Origin of the sequence: Orrella dioscoreae (assembly GCF_900089455.2) — a bacterium.
GTDB lineage: Bacteria > Pseudomonadota > Gammaproteobacteria > Burkholderiales > Burkholderiaceae_B > Orrella > Orrella dioscoreae.
This window is the reverse complement of record NZ_LT907988.1, coordinates 4,213,158-4,233,967: the sequence shown is the minus strand read 5'-3', so window position 1 is coordinate 4,233,967 and position 20,810 is coordinate 4,213,158. Positions and strand designations below refer to the sequence as shown.

16 protein-coding genes are annotated in these 20,810 nt (G+C 67.3%); 14 read left to right on the top strand and 2 right to left on the bottom strand.

Annotated features, from left to right (window positions below):
• Positions 1-14: 14 nt before the first annotated feature.
• The gene (locus tag ODI_RS19430) at positions 15-1,193 is read right to left on the bottom strand and encodes an LLM class flavin-dependent oxidoreductase (protein WP_197707114.1); all 1,179 of its coding nucleotides are present in this window, start codon (positions 1,191-1,193) and stop codon (positions 15-17) included.
• Between the two features lie 196 nt (positions 1,194-1,389).
• Between ODI_RS19430 and tauA the strand changes: the two genes are divergently transcribed.
• The 3 genes from tauA to ODI_RS19415 are packed head-to-tail and all read left to right on the top strand — an operon-like array spanning position 1,390 to position 4,133.
• The gene (gene tauA, locus ODI_RS19425; RefSeq protein ID WP_067754311.1) at positions 1,390-2,421 is read left to right on the top strand and encodes a taurine ABC transporter substrate-binding protein; all 1,032 of its coding nucleotides are present in this window, start codon (positions 1,390-1,392) and stop codon (positions 2,419-2,421) included.
• A 40-nt stretch (positions 2,422-2,461) separates the two neighbouring features.
• A complete protein-coding gene (locus ODI_RS19420) occupies positions 2,462-3,262 on the top strand; it encodes a taurine ABC transporter ATP-binding protein (RefSeq protein WP_082985340.1) in 801 nt (266 codons plus the stop codon).
• Positions 3,255-4,133, top strand: a complete 879-nt coding sequence (locus tag ODI_RS19415) for an ABC transporter permease subunit (RefSeq protein WP_067754322.1) — start codon at positions 3,255-3,257, stop codon at positions 4,131-4,133. Before ODI_RS19420 ends, ODI_RS19415 begins: the two co-directional genes overlap by 8 nt.
• 34 nt (positions 4,134-4,167) lie before the next feature.
• On the opposite strand, the gene ODI_RS19410 is transcribed toward ODI_RS19415, so the two are convergent.
• Complete coding sequence (locus tag ODI_RS19410) at positions 4,168-5,187, bottom strand: aldo/keto reductase (protein ID WP_098021040.1); 1,020 nt, start codon at positions 5,185-5,187, stop codon at positions 4,168-4,170.
• A 139-nt stretch (positions 5,188-5,326) separates the two neighbouring features.
• Between ODI_RS19410 and ODI_RS19405 the strand changes: the two genes are divergently transcribed.
• The 11 genes from ODI_RS19405 (at position 5,327) to ODI_RS19355 (ending at position 20,808) form a co-directional block, all read left to right on the top strand.
• Complete coding sequence (locus ODI_RS19405) at positions 5,327-6,271, top strand: AEC family transporter (protein WP_067754328.1); 945 nt, start codon at positions 5,327-5,329, stop codon at positions 6,269-6,271.
• Positions 6,272-6,533: 262 nt separating this feature from the next.
• Complete coding sequence (locus tag ODI_RS19400; RefSeq protein ID WP_173719689.1) at positions 6,534-7,844, top strand: M20/M25/M40 family metallo-hydrolase; 1,311 nt, start codon at positions 6,534-6,536, stop codon at positions 7,842-7,844.
• A gap of 87 nt (positions 7,845-7,931) precedes the next feature.
• Positions 7,932-8,258, top strand: a complete 327-nt coding sequence (locus ODI_RS19395) for a cupin domain-containing protein (RefSeq protein WP_067754332.1) — start codon at positions 7,932-7,934, stop codon at positions 8,256-8,258.
• 153 nt (positions 8,259-8,411) lie between these two features.
• A complete protein-coding gene (locus tag ODI_RS19390; RefSeq protein ID WP_067754336.1) occupies positions 8,412-9,698 on the top strand; it encodes an MFS transporter in 1,287 nt (428 codons plus the stop codon).
• A complete protein-coding gene (locus ODI_RS19385; protein WP_067754339.1) occupies positions 9,695-11,122 on the top strand; it encodes an MFS transporter in 1,428 nt (475 codons plus the stop codon). The genes ODI_RS19390 and ODI_RS19385 overlap by 4 nt, the downstream gene beginning before the upstream one ends.
• A 25-nt stretch (positions 11,123-11,147) precedes the next feature.
• Positions 11,148-14,945, top strand: coding sequence for a nitrate reductase subunit alpha (locus ODI_RS19380; RefSeq protein ID WP_067754342.1), 3,798 nt, complete (start codon positions 11,148-11,150; stop codon positions 14,943-14,945).
• 24 nt (positions 14,946-14,969) lie between these two features.
• Positions 14,970-16,493 (top strand): nitrate reductase subunit beta, encoded by a 1,524-nt coding sequence (gene narH, locus ODI_RS19375; RefSeq protein WP_067754345.1) that lies wholly within the window; start codon positions 14,970-14,972, stop codon positions 16,491-16,493.
• Positions 16,494-16,503: 10 nt separating this feature from the next.
• Positions 16,504-17,187, top strand: a complete 684-nt coding sequence (gene narJ / locus ODI_RS19370; protein WP_067754348.1) for a nitrate reductase molybdenum cofactor assembly chaperone — start codon at positions 16,504-16,506, stop codon at positions 17,185-17,187.
• Positions 17,188-17,202: 15 nt separating this feature from the next.
• Positions 17,203-17,940, top strand: coding sequence for a respiratory nitrate reductase subunit gamma (narI, locus tag ODI_RS19365; protein ID WP_067754351.1), 738 nt, complete (start codon positions 17,203-17,205; stop codon positions 17,938-17,940).
• The gene (locus ODI_RS19360; RefSeq protein WP_067754353.1) at positions 17,937-18,731 is read left to right on the top strand and encodes a peptidylprolyl isomerase; all 795 of its coding nucleotides are present in this window, start codon (positions 17,937-17,939) and stop codon (positions 18,729-18,731) included. Before narI ends, ODI_RS19360 begins: the two co-directional genes overlap by 4 nt.
• Before the next feature lie 118 nt (positions 18,732-18,849).
• Positions 18,850-20,808 (top strand): type IV pili methyl-accepting chemotaxis transducer N-terminal domain-containing protein, encoded by a 1,959-nt coding sequence (locus ODI_RS19355; RefSeq protein ID WP_067754356.1) that lies wholly within the window; start codon positions 18,850-18,852, stop codon positions 20,806-20,808.
• The last annotated feature ends 2 nt before the right edge of the window (positions 20,809-20,810 follow it).

Here is a 20,810-nt window from a genome sequence, read left to right as displayed (position 1 = left end):
CTGCTGACCGCCAGTCAATCCGGCTGCCACAGCCCGCGTTCGCGCAGCACGCTGCCCGCTCCTTCCGCGAACCAGTAGGCCTCTTCCATGTGCGGTTGTCCCGACAGGATGAAATGGGTGAGGCCCAGGGCATGATATTCGGCGATGCGATCCGCGATCTGTGTGTGGCTGCCAACCAGCGCGGTTCCTGCGCCGCCCCGAACCAGGCCGTAGCCGGCCCAGAGGTTCGGCGCGATCTCGAGAGATCTCGCCGACAAGCCTTCCTGGACGATGCGCTCGCCGTGTTCCCTCACGAATCCGGTCATGCGCTGCTGTCCCACCGATTCCGTGCGGCTGAATAGCGCGAGCGCCTCGCTGACGCGCGCGGGGTCGACGCGTGCGAGCAGACGGTCGGCTTGCGCCCAAGCCTCTGCTTCGGTATCCCGGCTGATCACGTGCAGACGAATGCCGAACGCCAGGGAGCGTCCGTGTTCACGTGCCAGCGCGGACACGCGTGCCTGGCGCTCGCGTATCTGTGCCGGGGTTTCGCCCCAGGCCAGATAGACGTCGGCATGGCGGGCCGCAACGTGTTCGGCGGCCGGGCTGGCGCCGCCAAAAAAAACGGGAGGGGCGGGATGCGGCGACGCCGACAGCCGCGCTCCCTCGATGCGATAGTGGTCGCCAGAGAAATCCAGCGCGGGGCCCGCAACGGCCTGAGCGCCCAGGCTGCGGAAGATGTGCAGGAATTCCCCCGTGCGCGCATAGCGTTCGTCATGCGAGGCATGGTCGCCGAAGCGCTTCTGCTCGACCGGGTCGCCGCCGGTGACGATATTGATGTTGAGCCGCCCACCCGTCAGGCGCTGGAGGGTGGCCGCCTGGTGGGCGGCGAGGGTGGGAGAGATGAACCCTGGCCGGAAGGCCACCAGGAACTTCAGCCGGCGGGTGTGCTGGGAGAGCGCGGCGGTGGTGATCCAGGCGTCTTCACACCATGTGCCCGTCGGGGTAAGCACCGAGCTGAACCCCAGTGTTTCCGCCGCGCCAGCCACCAGCTTCAGGTAGTCGAGCGTGGGCGCCCGGAAATCCCCGGCCACGCCCTTGATGCGATGCGAGTCGTCACCCGACCCCGTGATGTCGCGGCTATCGCCATTGGTGGGAAGGTACCAATGCAGTTGGATGCTCATGTCCTTGTCCTTCGGCTTGTCATCGATGCCCAACCGAGCATCCTAGCCAGTGACGAGCGTCGGCGGTAACGATTGATTGGGCATGTCGTCATGCCCGGTGCTGTTGGCTTGCGAGCGCAAGATCCCATAAGCAATGATCAAATCCATCGTTCGGCTGCCTCTTGCCGCGTTCCATACTTCGTCACTTCCGCGTCCGCCAGGGCGTGTCATTTACGTGTCTGGAGTCTTCATGGCGCTATCCGCAGTCCTCTCCCGCAACGTCCGCATCCTGTTGGGGGCTGTTGCCCTGAGTGCCGTCGCCTGGGGGCAGCCTTCGGCGGCTCAGTCCAGGGAAGTCGTTATCGGCTACCAGGACATGGTGCTGCCCTGGCGCCATGCGCAGGAGACCAAGGCTGTCGAGGAACGCACCGGCTACAAGGTCACGTACCGCAAGCTGGGAAGCGGCGCCGAGGTGGCGCGCGCACTGGCCTCGGGCGCGATCCATATCGGGGAGGCAGGGTCCTCGCCATTTGCATCCGCGCTGTCGCAAGGCGTTCCCGTAGAGATCTTCTGGATACTGGACAACATCAACGACGCTGAGGCACTGGTCGCGCGCAAGGGCTCGGGCGTCGAGTCCGTCGCTGGCCTGAAAGGCAAGAAGATCGGTGTGCCGTATGTCTCGACCACGCATTTCCACACCTTGGTGGCGCTGGAGGGCGCCGGATTGGCGGCCAAGGACGTGCGCACGCTCAACTTGCGTCCGCCCGAGATCCTGGCTGCCTGGGAGCGCGGCGACATCGATGCCACTTTCATCTGGGATCCGGTGCTGGCGAAGGTGAAGCAAAGTGGCACGGTGCTGATCACCTCGGGCCAGATCGCCGCGCATACCGGTAAGGCGACCTTCGATGCGCTGGCCGTGACCCGGGCATTCGCCAAGGAACACGATGCGTTCTTGACACAGTTCGTGCAGGTGTTGGCCGATGCGGACCGTGCCTATGTCCAGGACAAGGCGGCATGGACTCCCGAGTCGGCGCAGGTCAGGGCCGTGGCGAAGTGGAGTGGCGCGGAGGCGGCCCTGGTGCCCGGGAGCCTAGCGCTTTATGCCTTCGTGCCGCCGGCCGAGCAAGCCTCGGCCAAGTGGCTGGGCGGCGGCAAGGCGTCTCAGGCGGCGAAGTCCCTGGCGGCGACCGCCGAATTCCTGAAGGCGCAAGGCACGATCCAGCACGTATTGCCGGATTACTCGGCGGGCGTGAACCCGACCTGGGTCGCGCGTGCCAAGTGATCTCGGGCGAGGGGCGGCGGCCCAGGCTGGCCGTTCCTTGCTGAGCCTGCGCGATGTGTCCGTCCGCTATGTGTCGGACGGCCGCGGTGCGAGCAGCGCCGCAACGCTGGCCCTGTCTGACATCGACCTCGAGGTCGCGTCCGGCGAGTTCGTGGTGGTGTTGGGGGCATCGGGTTGCGGCAAGACGACGCTGCTCAATTGCATCGCAGGCTTCACGCCCGTCTCGGCCGGCGTCATCGTCCACGATGGCGTGCCGGTGACCGGGCCCAGCGCCAAACGCGGGGTGGTGTTCCAGAAGCACGCGTTGATGCCCTGGCTGGACGTGCGCGACAACGTCGCGCTGGGCCTTCGTCTGCAAGGCGTGGCCCACGCCCGCCGCCACGCGGTGGCCGACGAAAAGCTTGCCCAGGTCGGCTTGCGGGATGTTGCGCAGGCGCCGGTCTGGCAATTGTCCGGCGGCATGCAGCAGCGGGTGGGTATCGGTCGCGCCCTGGCCAGCGATCCTGACCTGCTGCTGCTGGACGAGCCCTTGGGGGCCCTCGATGCGTTCACCCGCGAATCCTTGCAGGCGTTGCTGCTGCGGTTGTGGCGGGACACGGGCAAGACCTTGCTGTTGATCACGCACGATGTCGAAGAGGCGCTCTTCCTGGCGTCTCGGCTGCTGGTGATGACGCCCGGTCCGGGCCGCATTGCGCACGACCATCCCCTGTCCTTCAACCAGCGCCATGTGGCGGGCGAGAACGTCAGGACGGTCAAGTCATCCCCGGATTTCATCGCCTGGCGCGAGCGCGTGCTGGGTTGGATCGCCCCAGCGCAGCAGCCGGAGCAGGCGCATGCCTGAGACTGCCACGCAGGCAGCCGGCACGCCGGTTCCCGGGGGGAGGCATTGCAAGGCCGGGCGGCGAGGGGGCCTGCCGGCCGTCGAGGCTTTCCGGTTGCCGGGACGCGGGTCATCGCGCCGCATCAGCGTGCTGTGCATCGTGGCGCTGGGGGCGCTGTGGTGGCTGGCCACGCACTTCCAGTGGCTGCCGCCGCTCTTCCTGCCGTCTCCAGCGGCGGTGTGGGAGGCTTTCCGGAATGCGTGGGACGGAAACATCCAGGGCGGCGAAGCCCTGCCCGTGCATCTCCAGTGGAGCGCGATCCGGGTGTTCGGCGCTTTCTTCCTGGCGGTGGTGACGGCCGTGCCCGCGGGTATCGCGATGGGCGTGAGCCGTATCGCACGTGGCCTGCTGGACCCTCCCATCGAGTTCTATCGGCCGTTGCCGCCCTTGGCTTACCTGCCACTGATCGTCATCTGGTTCGGCATCGACGAGACATCCAAGATCCTGCTCATCTACCTTGCCTGCTTCGCGCCCATTGCGCTGGCGGCCAAGGCGGGTGTTCGGGGCGCCAGCCTGGAGCAGGTCAACGCCGCCTTGTCCATGGGGGCGACGCGTTGGCAACTGATCCGGCATGTGATCCTGCCCGCCGCGCTGCCCGAGATCCTGGTGGGGTTGCGGATCGCCATCGGCTTCGGTTGGACCACCCTGGTTGCCGCGGAGATGGTGGCGGCATCCGTGGGGGTCGGCCAACTCGTGCTGAACGCCTCGAACTTCCTTCGCACCGACCTCGTCGTGATGGGCATCCTGGTGATTGGTGTGTTCGCCTGGGCCTTCGATCTGTTGATGCGCTGGGTGGAGGCGCGGCTGGTGCCCTGGAAAGGCAGGGTTTGACGCGCATCGCAGCCGGCCTCCCCTTGGGCCGGGCTCAGGCGGCGGCTTCGCCCGGCCACTGCTCCGTATCCACCTCCCGATTCCCTTGCGCGTTGTACCGGCTGCCCACGACCGCCTTGGGGTGGAAGAACGCATCCAGCTTCGCCATGAGGGCGCCGCTCAGCTTGACGTCCGCCGCCGCCAGGTCTTCGCGCAGGTGTTCCACGCTGGTCGTGCCGGGGATCGGGATGATGTCCTCGCCGCGATGCAGCAGCCAGGCCAGCGCCAACTGGGCCGGCGTGCAGCCGGCTTCCTCGGCGATGGCCGTGTAGCCCGCCAGCAGCCTGGCGTTCGCCGCATAGTTCTCGGCGCTGAAGCGCGGCATGGTGGCGCGGATGTCGGTGGGGCCGAAGCTGCCGATGTCCAGCGGGCCGCACAGGAAGCCGCGGCCCACGGGGCTGAAGGCCACGAAGGTCACGCCCAGGTCGCGGCAGGCGTCCAGCACGGCGATCTCGGGGTTGCGCGTCCACAGCGAATACTCGGTCTGCACGGCGGTGATGGGGTGCACGGCATGCGCGCGGCGCAGCGTGTCGGCCGACACTTCCGACAGGCCGATGCTGCGGATCTTGCCTTCGCGGACCAGGTCGGCCAGGGCGCCGACGCTTTCCTCGATGGGCACCTGCTTGTCCCAGCGGTGCAGGTAATACAGGTCGATGACGTCGGTGCCCAGGCGGCGCAGGCTGTCTTCGCAGGTGGCCTTGAGCGTGGCGGCGCGGCCATCGATGACGCGCACGAGCTTGCCGTCGCCGTTCACGTCGACGCCCTGCATGCCGCACTTGCTGGCCAGCGTGAAGCGCTGGCGGTGCTTGCCCAGGATCTGGCCCACGCGGATCTCGTTGGCGCCGAAGCCATAGAGCGTGGCGGTGTCGAAGAAGGTCACGCCCTCATCCAGCGCGGTCAGCAGCACGCGCTCGGCCTGCTCCTGCGAGGTGGGGGCGGCGTAGCCGTGATTGAGGTTCATGCAGCCCAGGCCGATGGCGCTGACGGGGAAGGGGCCTAGGTGTCGCGTGGGCAAGGTCATGGCTGTCTGGGGGAAGTGGTTGGCGGAGGGGAGATTGTAGGCTCGCATCGCGCGGGGAAGCACGCTAAGCTCGCATCATCCCTCCCGGCCAGCCCTGCCTGGCCGCCACGCCTGACCAAGAAGCCCGAAAGCCGTGTCCGCCGTCCTGCTGAGCGTCGTCCCCATCTTCGTCCTGATCCTGCTGGGCTGGGTCCTTGCCAAGGCACGGATACTCAAGGCCGGCGCCGATGCCGTGCTGGGCGAGCTGGTCTTCAAGATCGCGCTGCCTGTCCTCATCTTCCGCACCTTCGCGCACGCGAACCTGGGCGAGGCTTCGGCGGTGAAGCTGTGGGCGGCCTATTTCATCGGCGTGATCGTGACGTGGACGGCGGGCACCTTCATCGCCCGGCGCTTCTTCAAGCGCGACGCCAAGGTGGGCGTCATCGCGGGCCTGTCCGGCGCCTTCGCCAACAACGTCTTCATCGGCCTGCCGCTGGTGGACAGCTTCGTCGGACCTGACGGCCTGGTGGCGCTGTCCCTGCTGATCGCGGTGCACTTGCCGCTGATGATGATGGCGGGCCTGATCCTGATGGAACGCGCCGCGGCCAAGGAGGACGGCACCGCCAGCCAGGGCGTGGTGGCCGTCGGACGGCTGGTGGTGCGCAACCTGGTGCGCTCGCCGTTGGTGATCGCGGTGGTGGTGGGCCTGCTGTTCAACCTGCTGGGCTTCAGCCTGCCGCGCATCGCGTCGGCGGTGATCGATCCCATCGCCCAGGTGGCGGGGCCGCTGGCCCTGCTGTCCATCGGCATGACGCTTGAAAAGTATTCCCTGCGTGGCGAGCTCAACCTGGCGGCGATGTCCACGTCGTTCAAGCTGCTCCTGCTGCCCGCCGTCGTGCTGGCGGCCAGCTGGGCGCTGGCACTGCCGCGCGACTGGGCCATGGCGCTGGTGCTGAATGCCTCGATTCCCACCGGCGTGAATGCCTGGCTGGTGGCCGAGCGCTTCAAGGCCGGCCAGAGCCTGGCTGCCTCCACCATCACACTGACGACCCTGCTGGGCGTGGTGACGGTGAGCCTGTGGGCGTGGGGCCTTCAATAAGGGCGGGCGTTGCGCGGCGGCGCGGCGCGGGGGGTAGCAAGCCGAAGGCGCGGCGTGGAGGTATTTTTGTACCCAGACGTTGCAGCCACGGGGGGCGCACAGGGCGAGGCCGCGCGCCATCGGGACCATGTCGGATTGACGGTCTCCAAACCCACCCATTACAAGATCGTGTCACCCGCCTGAAGGTTGCGGCGGCGTGGCCGCGTGCGGGGCTGGCATGGCCGCGCCGTGCCATTCAACGATCTCAAGGGGAATCATGCACATGCTGCAATGGAACAAGCGTTTGCAACGGGCGGGCCTGTCGCTGGCCTTGGTGGCGATGTCGGTGGGGGCCGCGCCGGCGGCCCTGGCGATGTCGGCGCAGGAAGCCGATGCCGCAGTGGCGCGGTTGATGAAATCCGCCGAGTACAAGGCCTTGTCCGACCTGCTGGACAAGGACCACGACAACATCGTCGAACAGAACATCCAGCTCCAGCAGATTCCCGCGCCGCCTTTCGGCGAGGAGAAAAAGGCCAAGGCCTTTGCCGCGCTGATGAAGGAGGCCGGCCTCGACGCGAAGATCGACGAAGAGGGCAATGTGCTGGCGCTGTGGGAAGGCACGGCCAAGCGCAAGGACGTGCACGCGGTGATCGCGCACATCGACACGGTGTTCCCGCTGGAGCAGGACCTGAAGATCCGCCGCGAGGGCACCAGGATCCTGGCGCCGGGCATCGCCGATGACACGCGTGGCCTGGTGGCCCTGCTGGCCTATGTGCGCGCCATGAAGCAGGCCGGCATCCAGACGGAAGAGAACCTGCTGTTCGTGGGCTCGGTGGGCGAGGAAGGCCTGGGCGACCTGCGGGGCGTGAAGCACCTGTTCGGCAAGGGCGAGTACAAGGACCGCATCACGTCCGCCATCATCGTGGACGGTTCGAATCCCGAGCAGGTGACGCTGGAAGGCCCGGGCAGCAAACGCTACGAGGTGCACTTCAAGGGCCCGGGCGGCCACAGCTATCGCGCCTTCGGCATGGTGAATCCGATGTATGCGCTGGGCAACGCCATGGCCGAGTTCGGCAAGGTGGAGGCGCCCAAGGGCACGACCTACAGCGTGGGCGTGGTGGGCGGCGGCACCTCGGTGAACGCCATTCCCAGTGATGCGTGGATGCTGGTGGACATGCGCTCGACGTCCATGAAGGACCTGGCCTCGGTGGAGCAGCAGTTCCTTGAAATCATCAAGGCCGCGGCCGAGCAGGAGAACAAGGCGCGCACCACCAAGACCGGCCCCATCGCGCTGGACTACAAACTGGTGGGAGACCGTCCGCCGGGCCAGACCGCCGAGGACCATCGCCTGGCGCAGATCGCCCTGGCCGCCACGCGCGCGCAGGGGTGGAAGGGCCGTCCCAACAGCAGCAGCACCGACGGCAACATCCCCATGAGCATGAACATTCCCACGGTGGGGATCGGCGCGGGCGTGGGCGATCACGCGCACTCGGCGGAAAAGGAATACCTGGACGTCGAGAAGGGCCAGAGCCTGCGGGCCCTGCATCGGCCGTTGCTGACGATCCTGGATGCGGCGAAGGTGCAGCTCAGGTAGCAAACAGCGAGGGAAAGGGGCGGCGCGTCGCCGTCCCTCCACAACCGGGGCGGCGGGTCGGCAGCCCCGGCGTCGAGGAGAACCGCCATGGCCTTGAAGCACGCACATCCTCTTGAAGTCATCGAATTGTTCCCGGACGGCGAGACGCCGCCCGGGGCCGTCAGCACCAGCCTGCTCAGGACGCCGCGCGTCCAGCTGCTGCGCCTGGTGCTGGCCGCCGGCCACGGCTTGCCGGCCCACCACGTGGCGGCCGAAATCACCATCCAATGCCTGGCGGGCCAGGTGGACGTCACCGCGGACGAGCGCCTGTGTCCCCTGGCGGCCGGCCAGCTGGTCGTGCTGCCGGGCGGACAACAGCATGCCGTGCGGGCCCGCGAGAACGCCGTGGTGCTGGTGACGTTGCTGCACGAGTAAGCCGCCCCGGCGGGGGGGGGTGTAGTCCTTTCGGCTGCTGCCGGGCGCCCCGGCATAGTCCTTCTGCGCGGCCCGGCCGGGTCAAGCGAGGGATGGTCGCGATGCCGCGGGTGAGCGACAGTGCTGGTGTGACATTGCACCCAGGCCGCCACCATGACTCCCTCGTCCGACATTCCTGCTGTATCGCGCCAGAGCTGGCGAGTGCTGGCCGTCAGCACGTTGGCCTTCACCGTGTGCTTCATGGTGTGGATGATGTTCGGGGTCATCGGCATTCCCTTGCAGCAGTCGCTGGACCTGAGCGCCACGCAATTCGGGCTGTTGACCGCGATGCCTGTCCTGACCGGGTCGCTCGTGCGCGTGCCGCTGGGCATCTGGACCGACCGCTACGGCGGGCGCATCGTGATGGCGGTGCTGATGGCGTCGACGGTGCCGGCCATCTGGCTGATGGCCCATGCCACCCAGTATTGGCAATTCCTGGTGATCGGCCTCTTCGTGGGGTTGGCGGGCGGCACTTTCTCGGTCGGTACTCCCTATGTCGCGCGCTGGTTCCCGAAGCAGCGCCAGGGCATGGCCATGGGCGTCTACGGCGCGGGCAATGCCGGCTCGGCCGTCAACAAGTTCCTGGCGCCCGCGCTGCTCGTGGTCGGCGGCTGGACCCTCGTGCCGCAAGTCTACGCGGCGATCATGGCGGGCACCGTCGTGCTGTTCTGGCTCTTCAGCGCGCATGACCCCCGGCACCTCGTGCCCAGCACGGTGCGCTTCAGCGACCAGCTGAAGGCGCTCAAGGACCCGCGCGTGCTCAAGTATTGCCAGTACTACAGCATCGTCTTCGGCGGCTATGTGGCGCTGGCATTGTGGATGGTGCAGTACTACGTGGGCGAATACGGCCTGAGCATCCAGAGCGCCGCGCTGCTGGCGGCCTGTTTCTCGCTGCCGGGCGGCGTGCTGCGCGCGATCGGCGGTGCCTTGTCGGACCGCTATGGCGCGCACCGCGTCACCTGGTGGGTCATGTGGGTGAGCTGGATCTGTCTCTTCCTGCTGAGCTATCCGCAGACCGAATTCCGCATTGCCACCGTCGACGGCGTGCGCGCCTTCCACCTGGGACTGAACGTCTATGTGTTCACCGCCTTGATGGGCCTGCTGGGCGTGGCCTTCGCTTTCGGCAAGGCCAGCGTCTTCAAGTACATCAGCGACGAATATCCCCAGAACATCGGCGCCATCAGCGGCATCGTCGGCCTGGCCGGCGGCCTGGGGGGCTTCGTGCTGCCGATCCTGTTCGGCCTGCTGCTCGACCTGACGGGCGTGCGCGCCAGCGCCTTCATGCTGCTGTACGGCGTGGTGTGGGTGTCGCTGATCTGGATGTACTGGACCGAGGTGCGCCGCACCGACGTGATGGGCGCCGCGCCGGCGCATAAGGCTTCTGAACTGGAGCGATCATGATCTCCTCGCACGCGCGGCCGGGCCGTACGCTCAAGATATGGACCCCGGAGGACAAGGCTTTCTGGGAGCGCGAGGGCGAGGCCATCGCCAAGCTCAACCTGTGGATATCGGTGCCCGCCCTGTTTCTCGCCTTCGCCGTCTGGCAGGTATGGAGCGTGGTCGCGGTCAGCTTGCCCTCGCTGGGCTTCCGGTACTCGACGAACCAGCTGTTCTGGCTGGCGGCCGCGCCCGCCCTGAGCGGCGCGACGTTGCGCATCTTCTATTCCTTCATGGTGCCGATCTTCGGCGGCCGGCGCTGGACCGCGATCTCGACCGCGACCCTGCTGATCCCGGCGCTGGGCATCGGCTTCGCCGTGCAGGACCCGGACACGCCGTATCCGACGATGCTGGTGCTGGCGTTGCTGTGCGGCCTGGGCGGCGGCAACTTCAGCTCCAGCATGGCGAACATCAGCTACTTTTTCCCGCAGGCGCGCAAGGGGTCGGCGCTGGGCGTGAATGCGGGCCTGGGCAACCTGGGCGTGTCGGTGGTGCAGTTCCTGAGCCCGCTGGTGATCACCGTGGGCGTCCTGGGCCTCTTCGGCGGCGAGCCCCAGATGGCCTTGCGCGCCGGACAGAACGTCCCTGTCTGGATGCAGAACGCCGCCTTCATCTGGGTGCCGTGGATCGCGCTGGTGTCGGTGGTGGCCTGGTTCGCCATGAATGACCTGGCCGATGCGAAAGCGTCGATGAGCGACCAGGCCGCGATCTTCACGCAGCCGCACAACTGGCTGATGTGCCTGTTGTATCTCGGCACCTTCGGCTCCTTCATCGGTTTTGCGGCGGGCTTTCCCCTGCTGATCAAGAGCCAGTTCCCGCAGGTGGACCCGCTGGCCTACGCCTGGCTGGGACCCCTGGTGGGCGCGCTGGCGCGGCCTTTCGGCGGCTGGCTGTCCGACAAGCTGGGCGGCGGGGTGGTCACGATGTGGAACTTTCTTGCGATGGCCGCCGCGGTGGTGGGCGTGCTGGTGTTCCTGCCCAAGGGCGTCGGCACGTGGGCGCTGCCGCTGGGACCCGAAGCGGGCAGTTTCACGGGGTTCTTCCTGATGTTCCTGGTGTTGTTCGTGACCACGGGCATCGGTAACGGATCGACCTTCCGGATGATTCCGGTCATCTTCAACACGCTGGCCCGGCGCCGTGCCGGACCCGGCGAGGCCGCGCAGGCCGCCGCGGTCAAGGAAGGCAACCTGCTCGGGGCGGCCGCGGTGGGCTTTGCCGGCGCCTTTGGCGCCTACGGCGGTTTCTTCATCCCCAAGAGCTACGGCAGCGCGATTGCGCTGACAGGCGGGCCCGAGGCGGCGCTGTGGATCTTCTCGGCCTTCTACCTCCTGTGCGTCGGGTTGACGTGGTGGTGCTATGCCCGCCGCGACGCCGGCATGCCCTGCTGACATTCCACGAGAAAAGACGAGAGCCATGAGCCATTTCCTCGATCGACTGACCCATTTCCGCCTGCCCAAGGAGTCCTTCTCGGGCAAGCATGGCCGGACCACCGGCGAAGACCGCACCTGGGAAGACGCCTACCGTGAACGCTGGGCCCACGACAAGATCGTGCGCAGCACGCATGGCGTGAACTGCACGGGTTCCTGTTCGTGGAAGATCTACGTGAAGGGCGGCATCGTCACCTGGGAGACGCAACAGACCGATTACCCCCGTACGCGTTGGGACATGCCCAACCACGAGCCCCGGGGTTGCGCGCGCGGCGCCAGCTATTCCTGGTATCTGTACAGCGCCAACCGCGTGAAGTACCCCATGGTGCGTGGCCGCCTGCTGGAGCGCTGGCGCGTGGCGCTGAAGGTGGCCAGGTCGCCGGTGGATGCGTGGGCGCTGATCGTCCAGGATGACGCCGCCCGGCGCGATTACCAGCAGGTCCGCGGCATGGGCGGCTTCGTGCGCAGCACGTGGGACGAAGTGAACCAGCTGATCGCGGCCGCCAACGTCTACACCATCAAGCAGCACGGCCCCGACCGCATCATCGGTTTCTCGCCGATTCCCGCGATGAGCATGGTGAGCTATGCGGCGGGCAGCCGCTACCTGAGCCTGTTGGGCGGCGTCTGCATGAGTTTTTACGATTGGTATTGCGACCTGCCGCCGGCCAGCCCGCAGGTATGGGGCGAACAGACCGACGTGCCGGAGTCGGCCGACTGGTACAACAGCCACTACATCATCGCCTGGGGTTCGAACGTGCCGCAGACGCGCACGCCGGACGCGCATTTTTTCACCGAGGTCCGCTACAAGGGCGCGAAGACCGTGGCGGTGACGCCCGACTACAGCGAGGTGGCCAAACTGGCGGACATCTGGCTGCATCCCAAGCAGGGCACGGACGCCGCCCTGGCCATGGCGATGGGGCACGTGGCCTTCAAGGAGTTCTATTTCGACCGCCGCAGCGCGTATTTCGACGACTATGCGCGCCGCTATACCGACCTGCCGATGCTGGTGCTGCTGAAGGAAAAGACGCTGGCCGACGGCAGCGTCGTGCAGGTCCCCGACCGCTATCTGCGCGCCAATGACCTGGACGGCAAGCTGGGCCAGGCCAACAACCCGGAATGGAAGACCCTGGCGCTGGACGCCACGGGGCGCGTGGTGCTGCCGCAGGGATCCATCGGTTTCCGCTGGGGCGCCGAGGGCCGCGAGGACGCGGCCAGGTGGAACCTGGAGAGCAAGGACGCGCGCGAGGGCGCGGCGGTGACGTTGCGGCTGTCCCTGCTGGAAGGCGAGGCGGGCGACCACGAGATCGTGGCTGTCGGCTTTCCCTACTTCGGCGGCATCGAGACGCCGAACTTCCCGGCCAATGCGCAGGGCAGCGACGTGAATGCCGCCCGCGTGCCGGCATGCCGGCTGGCGCTGGGCAATGGCGGCACGGCGCTGGTGGCCACGGTGTTCGACTTGCAGGCGGCGCAATACGGCATCGACCGGGGCCTGGGCAGCGGCGCGGCCAGCTACGACGACAACGCGCCCTATACGCCGGCATGGGCCGAGCAGATCACCGGGGTGCCGCGCCAGCAGATCGTGACGGTGGCCCGCGAGTTCGCGGCCAACGCGGACAAGACCCGCGGCAAGTCCATGGTGATCATCGGCGCAGCCATGAACCACTGGTATCACTGCGACATGAACTATCGCGGCGTCATCAACCTGCTGATGCTGTGCGGCTGCATCGGGCAAAGCGGTGGTGGCTGGTCGCATTACGTGGGACAGGAGAAGCTGCGGCCCCAGACCGGCTGGACCGCCCTGGCCTTCGCGCTGGACTGGTCGCGTCCGCCGCGCCAGCAGAACAGCACCAGCTTCTTCTATGCCCACACGGACCAGTGGCGCTACGAAAAGCTGGACATGTCCGAGATCGTGAGCCCGCTGGCCGACCGTGCGCAGTTCGGCGGCAGCATGATCGACTACAACGTGCGGGCCGAACGCATGGGCTGGCTGCCCAGCGCGCCGCAACTCAAGGCCAATCCGCTCGGGCTGGCCGCGCAAGCCGAGGCCGAGGGGGTGAGCCCGCGCGACTACGTCGCCCAGGCCCTGACGGACGGGCGGCTGAGCATGAGCTGCGAAGACCCGGACGCGCCCGAGAACTGGCCTCGCAACCTGTTCGTGTGGCGCAGCAACCTGCTGGGTTCCAGCGGCAAGGGGCACGAGTATTTCTGCAAGCACCTGCTTGGCACCGAGAACGGCGTGCAGGGCAAGGACCTGGGGCACGACGATGCCAAGCCGGCCGAGGTGGTCTGGCACGCCGAGGCGCCGCAAGGCAAGCTGGACCTGCTGGTGACGCTGGATTTCCGCATGAGCACCACCTGCCTCTACTCGGACGTCGTCCTGCCCACGGCCAGCTGGTACGAGAAGAACGATCTCAACACCAGCGACATGCACCCCTTCATCCACCCGCTGTCGGCGGCGGTGGACCCGGTATGGGAGTCGCGCAGCGACTGGGAGATATACAAGGGCTTCGCCAAGGCCTTCAGCGAGGTCTGCGTGGGCCATCTGGGCGTGGAGCGCGACGTGGTGCTGACGCCGCTGATGCACGACACGCCGCAGGAACTGGCCCAGCCCGACGGCGTGTCCGAATGGAAGAAGGGCCAGTGCGAACTGGTCCCGGGCAAGACCGCGCCGCAGGTCACCGTGGTCACGCGCGACTATCCCAACCTGTACAAGCAGTTCACCGCGCTGGGCCCGCTGATGGACAAGCTGGGCAATGGCGGCAAGGGCATCGGCTGGAAGACCGGCACCGAGGTCGAGCAACTGGGCCAGTTGAATGGCGTGGTGCGCGAGCCGGGCGTGTCCGAGGGACGCCCGCGCATCGTGAGCGACATCGACGCCTGCGAGACGATCCTGCTGCTGGCGCCCGAGACCAACGGTCACGTCGCGGTGAAGGCCTGGGAGGCGCTGTCGTCGATCACCGGGCGGGACCACAAGCACCTGGCGCTGTATCGCGAGGACGAGAAGATCCGCTATCGCGACATCCAGGCGCAGCCGCGCAAGATCATCAGTTCGCCGACCTGGAGCGGCATCGAGAGCGAGACCGTCAGCTACAACGCGGGCTACACCAACGTGCACGAGCTGATTCCTTGGCGCACGCTGACCGGACGGCAGCAGTTCTACCAGGACCATCCCTGGATGATCGCCTTCGGCGAAGGCTTCAGCAGCTACCGGCCGCCGGTGGACATGAAGGCGACCGCGGGCATGCAGGGCATCAAGCCCAACGGTCATCCCGAGATCCAGCTGAACTTCATCACGCCGCACCAGAAGTGGGGCATCCACAGCACGTACACCGACAACCTGCTGATGCTGACCTTGAACCGGGGCGGCCCGGTGGCCTGGATCAGCGAGGAGGACGCGCGGCGCGCCGGCATCGAGGACAACGACTGGATGGAGATGTTCAACCTGAACGGCGCCGTCGCCGTGCGCGCGGTGGTCAGCCAGCGGGTGAAGCCCGGCATGGTGATGATGTATCACGCGCAGGAAAAGATCATCAACACACCGGGCAGCGAAATCACCGGCGTGCGCGGCGGCATCCACAACTCGGTGACGCGCATCGTGCTCAAGCCGACGCACATGATCGGCGGGTATGCGCAGTACAGCTACGGGTTCAACTACTACGGCACGATCGGCACGAACCGCGATGAATTCGTGGTGGTGCGCAAGATGGCGAAGGTCGATTGGCTGGACACGCCACGCGGGGATCATCTGGCCCCGGTCTTCCAATCACAGGGCGAGAACCCCTGACGCGGGCGCCACAAGGAGCACACCATGAGAGTAAGAGCGCAGATCGGCATGGTCCTGAACCTGGACAAGTGCATCGGTTGCCACACCTGTAGCGTGACGTGCAAGAACGTCTGGACCAGCCGCCCGGGCGTGGAGTACGCGTGGTTCAACAACGTCGAAAGCAAGCCCGGCATCGGATATCCCAAGGAATGGGAGAACCAGGACAAGTGGAACGGCGGCTGGACGCGCAAGCCCGACGGCAGCATCGTGCCGCGCCAGGGCGGCAAGTGGCAGCTGCTGATGAAGATCTTCGCCAACCCGAACATGCCGGAGATCGACGACTACTACGAGCCGTTCACCTTCGACTACGAACACCTGCACACGGCGCGCGAGATGAAGGCCGCGCCGACCGCGCGCCCGCGCAGCCTGATCACCGGGCAGCGCATGGAGCGCATCGAGTGGGGGCCCAACTGGGAGGAGATCCTGGGCGGGGAATTCAGCAAGCGCTCGAAGGACAGCAATTTCGAGGACGTGCAGAAGGACATCTACGGGCAGTTCGAGAACACCTTCATGATGTACCTGCCTCGCCTGTGCGAGCATTGCCTGAACCCGGCCTGCGTGGCGAGCTGCCCCTCGGGCTCGATCTACAAGCGCGAGGAAGACGGCATCGTGCTGATCGACCAGGACAAGTGCCGCGGCTGGCGCATGTGCGTGTCGGGCTGTCCCTACAAGAAGATCTACTACAACTGGAAGAGCGGCAAGGCCGAGAAGTGCATCTTCTGCTATCCCCGCATCGAGGCCGGCCAGCCTACCGTGTGCTCCGAGACCTGCGTGGGCCGTATCCGCTACCTGGGCGTGCTGCTGTATGACGCCGACCGCATCGAGGCCGCCGCCAGCGTCGAAAAGGACCGCGACCTGTACGAGGCGCAGCTTGGCGTGTTCCTCGATCCGCATGACCCCGCGGTGATCGCCCAGGCGCGTCGCGATGGCGTGCCGGACAGCTGGCTGGAGGCTGCCCGCAACAGCCCGGTCTACAAGATGGCCGTGGACTGGCGCGTGGCGCTGCCGCTGCACCCCGAATACCGCACCATGCCGATGGTCTGGTACGTGCCGCCGCTTTCGCCCATCACCTCGGCCGGCAATGCCGGGCACCTGGGCGTGAACGGGGAACTGCCCGACGTGAAGCAGTTGCGCATCCCGGTGAAGTACCTGGCCAACCTGCTGACGGCCGGCGATACCGTGCCCGTGGTCCGGGCGCTGGAGCGCATGCTGGCGATGCGCGCCTACCAGCGCGGCAAGCACGTCGAAGGCGCGCCCAACGTGGCGGCGATCGACCAGGTCGGCCTGTCGGCCGCGCAGGTCGAGGACATGTACCACATCATGGCGATCGCCAATTATGAAGACCGCTTCGTGATCCCGACCGCGCACCGCGAGTATGCCGAGAACGCCTTCAACCTGCATGGCGGTTGCGGTTTCTCTTTCGGCAACGGTTGCAGCGAGGGCGTGACCGAGACCAGCCTCTTCGGCAGCGAGAAGAAGCGGACCATTCCCATCCAGGTGGACCTGTAGGAGAGACGCCATGACCTATCGCATTGCCTTTACCTTGCGCGCGCTGGCCCACCTGCTGCGCTACCCCGATGCCGCGATGCGCGGCCACCTGACCGATATCCACGCGGCGCTGAACGCCGAGCAGGCCATCGGCACGATACGCCGCAGCGAGCTGGATGCGTTGATGGACCGCCTGCTGGCCGAGGGCATGGATGCCGAGGCCGCCTATGTCGACCTGTTCGACCGCGGGCGCGGCACGGCGCTGCACCTGTTCGAGCACGTGCATGGAGACTCGCGCGATCGCGGCCCCGCCATGATCGACCTGGTGAAAACCTATGAACAGGCGGGGCTGCTGCTGGACCCGGCCGAGTTGCCCGATCACCTGACGGTCCTGCTGGAGTACGCCTCGACGCAGCCCACCCGCGAAGCGCGCGCCTTCATCGGCGAGTTCGCGCATATCCTGCGGGCCATCCTGGGGGCGCTGCAGAAGCGCGGCAGCGACTATGCCTGCGTGATTGCCGCCGTCCTGGATCTTTCCGGAGAATCCTCGCAGCCCTCCTCGGTGCAGGAGGATGCGCCGCTGGACGACACCTGGCAGGAGCCTCCCGTTTTCGGCGGCTGCAGCACCCAGGGGCAGGCCTCGCCCAAGCCGGGTTCACCCGCTGCGGCCCAGCCCGTCCACATCCTGCGCCGCCCGCCCGGCGCGGCGGCCTGATCCAAGGAGATTGCCATGCCGATCATCCTGCACAACTTCCTGTTCAACGTCTATCCGTACATCTGTCTCGCGGTGTTCCTGATGGGCAGCCTGGCGCGCTTCGACCGCGACCAGTACACCTGGAAAAGCGATTCCTCGCAGATGCTGCGCGCGCGCCAGCTGCGCTGGGGCAGCAACCTCTTCCACATCGGCATCCTGTTCCTGTTCGTGGGGCATACCGTCGGGCTGCTGACGCCCCACATCTTCTATGAGTGGCTGATCACTGCGCCGCAGAAGCAGATGCTGGCCATCGTGTCCGGCGGCGTGGCGGGCCTGGTGTGCTTCGTCGGACTGACGATGCTGCTGCACCGCCGCATGTTCGACCCGCGCATCCGGCTCACCAGCCACAAGACCGACCTGGCCATCCTGATCATCCTGTGGATCCAGCTGGTGCTCGGACTCGTCACGCTGCCGTTCTCGTATGCGCACCGCGCCGACGCCAGCGCGATGCTGATCCTGGCTGACTGGGCCCAGCACCTGGTCACGTTCCGCCCCGACGCCAGTGCCTTGATCGCCATCGACTGGCCTTTCAAGGTGCACATGGTGCTGGGCATGACGATCTTCCTGTTGTTCCCGTTCAGCCGGCTGGTGCATGTCTGGAGCGGCTTCGCGTCGCTGGCGTATGTGTTGCGGCCCTACCAGCTGGTGCGTTCGCGGCGCCTGAACCTGCCCCGCGCCCAGGATCCGGCGCGCCGCGAAGGAGGCCGCGCATGAACGCGCCGACGACATTCCCTTCCGTGCCCCTGGTCAACGGCGTGCCGCTGGCCACCGCCCAGGAGATCCTCGGTGAGGGCGACCTGCGCCAGCGCGCCTGTACCGAGCTGTTGCGCCAGGCCGCGATCGCGCAAGGCCTGCTGGCTGCCGACGATCCGCCGCCTGCGGCGGGCGCGATCAGCCAGGCGGCTGCCGACGCCATCGAGCGCCTGCTGGACGACGTCTTGCGCCTGCCAGAGCCGAGCGAGGAGGCCTGCCGCCGCCATCATGCCGCGCATGCGGCGCGCTATGCCGTGGGTGAGCGCGTGCGGGCGCGCCACGTGCTGTTCGCCGTGACGCCGGGCGTGGACGTCAATGCCCTGCGCCAGCGCGCCGAGGCGTGCCTGCTCGACGTGCGCAACGCGACGCCGGCCGAACTGGCCGTGGGCGACCGCTTCGCCCAGGCTGCGGCGACGACCAGCAATTGCCCCTCCGGCAAGGAAGGCGGCATGCTGGGTTGGCTCAACAGCAACGAGTGCGCGCCGGAGTTTGCGCGCGAATTGTTCGGGCATGCCGAGGTCGGCGTGCTGCCCCGCCTGGTGCATAGCCGTTTCGGGTTCCATGTGGTCGAGGTGCTGGCGCGCGAGCCCGGTGACGTGCCGGCCTACGAGGTGGTGCGTGCGGCGGTTGTCCAGACGCTGCGCCAGCAGAGTTTCGCCACCGCGCTCACGCAATATCTCCGCGTGCTGGCAGGCGAGGCCACGGTATCGGGCGTGGACCTGGATGGAACGTCTTCGCCGCTGGTGCAATGAGCGGAAGCGCCGCCCCGGCACGCTATCATGGAGATCCTGCCCGCAAGTCACCAGCCTGACCGTCAGATGAACCGTTCGATCATTATCCGCGCCGGCACCGCAAGCCTTGCCAATCGCCATGGCGACGCCGCCCGCTGACGACGGGCGCTTGCTCGCGTCCCGGCCTCGGCGTCAACTGGCCGCCAAGATCGGCGCCATCGGCTGCGTGATCCTGCTGCTGGCGCTTTCCTCGATCGGCGTCACCCTCTGGGTCACGTGGCAGCTGGAAGGCGGCGCCGCGGCCGTGAACGAAGCCGGCCGCATGCGCATGCGAACCTGGCAGTTGGCCGCGGCGCTGGCCGCCAGCGACCACGCCTCGGTCCATGCCCTGCTCAGTCAATACGATGCCAGCCTGCAGCTGCTGCACGACGGCGATCCGGCGCGGCCCCTGGCCGTGCCGCGCGACGACGCGTCGCGCGAGGCATTGGCGGAGGTTGGCCGGCAGTGGCGCGGCCTGCGCCAGGAATGGGGGAGCGGCGCGGCGCCCGTCGCCGAACGCATCACCCGGCAGGCCGGCGACGCGGTGCGCACCATCGATCACCTGGTGTTCACCATCGAGCAGCAACTGGCCCGCTGGACCACGCTGCTCAACACTGCCCAGTTCGTGGTGATGGTGCTTGCCATCACCGCTGCGCTGGGGGTGCTCTATGCGGCGCAATTGCTGATCTTCTCGCCCTTGGCGCGCTTGCGCGAGGGGCTGGGCCGCGTCGAGAGCGGAGATTTGTCCGCGCGCGTGGCCGTGCTCAGCGACGATGAGTTCGGCGCGGTGGCAAAGGGGTTCAACCGCATGAGTGCGAGGCTGCAGGATCTCTACGCCAGCCTGGAACGCCGGGTGCGGGAGAAGACCCTGCACCTGGAAGCCGAGCGTGCCCGTCTGGCTGTGCTGTACGAAGGGGCCGCGCTGGCTGCGCGCGCCGGCACGCTGGAAGCGTTGGCCCAAGGCTTCGCCTCGCATACGCGGCGCGCGCTGCATGCGGATGCGTCCGTCGTGCGATGGGCGGATGAGCACACGCGCCGCTACATGATGCTGGCATCCGACGGGCTGCCGGCGCAACTGACGCAGGACGAGTATTGCCTGCCGGCGGGGGATTGCTTCTGCGGGCAGCCGCGCGAACGGGCGCAGACGCGCATGTTCGCCCTGAACGAGCTGCGTGTCGGCGTGTCGCCAGCGGGGCTGGATGCGAAGCAATGCCAGCGTGCCGGTTACGCCAGCGTCCTGAGCGCGCCGGTGAAGCTGCAGGATCGCGTCGTGGGGGAAATCGATCTGTTCTTCCTGGCGCCTACCGTGCTGGGCAAGGAGGACCGCGTGTTGCTGGATACGCTGGCCAGCCACCTGGCCGGCGCGATGGAGGGCTTGCGGGCCGACGCCTTGCGCCGCGAAGCCGCGGTAGCCGAAGAGCGCGGGTTGCTGGCGCGCGAATTGCACGACTCCATCGCCCAGAGCCTGTCCTTCCTCAAGATCCAGGCCTCCCTGCTGCGTGAAGAGGTCAAGCGCGCGCCCGGCGGCGCCACGACCGGCGTCCAGGGCACGCTGGCGGAGCTGGACGCCGGGATCAAGGAGAGCCTGTCGGACGTGCGCGAGCTGCTGCTGCATTTCCGCACCCGCACCAACAACGAGGACATCGCGCCCGCGCTGCGCACGACGCTGACCAAGTTCGAGCACCAGACCGGCCTGCAGACCGAGCTGGATATCCTGGGGGAGGGCATGGCCTTGCCGCCCGACGTCCAGATCCAGGTGTTGCACGTGATCCAGGAGGCGCTGTCCAATGTGCGCAAGCACGCCCGTGCAAGCCGCGTCTGGGTGGCGGTGCGGCAGTCCCCCCAATGGGTGATCACCGTGCGGGATGATGGCTGCGGCATGGACGCCACCCGCGGCGTCGACGAAACGCACGTGGGTCTGCGCATCATGCGCGAACGCGCTGCCGGGATCGGCGCCTCACTGGATATCTTGGCCGCGCCGGGGCACGGGACGTGCGTGACGCTCGTATTGCCGGCCTCCCTGCCCACGTCGGCGGGAAAATCGACGGAAGGAACCTGATC

Coding starts and splice junctions, on each gene's coding strand:
- tauA (WP_067754311.1), top strand. CDS start 1,390: ATGGCGCTATCCGCAGTCCTCTCCCGCAACGTCCGCATCCTGTTGGGG.
- ODI_RS19415 (WP_067754322.1), top strand. CDS start 3,255: ATGCCTGAGACTGCCACGCAGGCAGCCGGCACGCCGGTTCCCGGGGGG.
- ODI_RS19400 (WP_173719689.1), top strand. CDS start 6,534: ATGCTGCAATGGAACAAGCGTTTGCAACGGGCGGGCCTGTCGCTGGCC.
- ODI_RS19395 (WP_067754332.1), top strand. CDS start 7,932: ATGGCCTTGAAGCACGCACATCCTCTTGAAGTCATCGAATTGTTCCCG.
- ODI_RS19390 (WP_067754336.1), top strand. CDS start 8,412: ATGACTCCCTCGTCCGACATTCCTGCTGTATCGCGCCAGAGCTGGCGA.
- ODI_RS19385 (WP_067754339.1), top strand. CDS start 9,695: ATGATCTCCTCGCACGCGCGGCCGGGCCGTACGCTCAAGATATGGACC.
- ODI_RS19380 (WP_067754342.1), top strand. CDS start 11,148: ATGAGCCATTTCCTCGATCGACTGACCCATTTCCGCCTGCCCAAGGAG.
- narH (WP_067754345.1), top strand. CDS start 14,970: ATGAGAGTAAGAGCGCAGATCGGCATGGTCCTGAACCTGGACAAGTGC.
- narJ (WP_067754348.1), top strand. CDS start 16,504: ATGACCTATCGCATTGCCTTTACCTTGCGCGCGCTGGCCCACCTGCTG.
- narI (WP_067754351.1), top strand. CDS start 17,203: ATGCCGATCATCCTGCACAACTTCCTGTTCAACGTCTATCCGTACATC.
- ODI_RS19360 (WP_067754353.1), top strand. CDS start 17,937: ATGAACGCGCCGACGACATTCCCTTCCGTGCCCCTGGTCAACGGCGTG.
- ODI_RS19355 (WP_067754356.1), top strand. CDS start 18,850: ATGGCGACGCCGCCCGCTGACGACGGGCGCTTGCTCGCGTCCCGGCCT.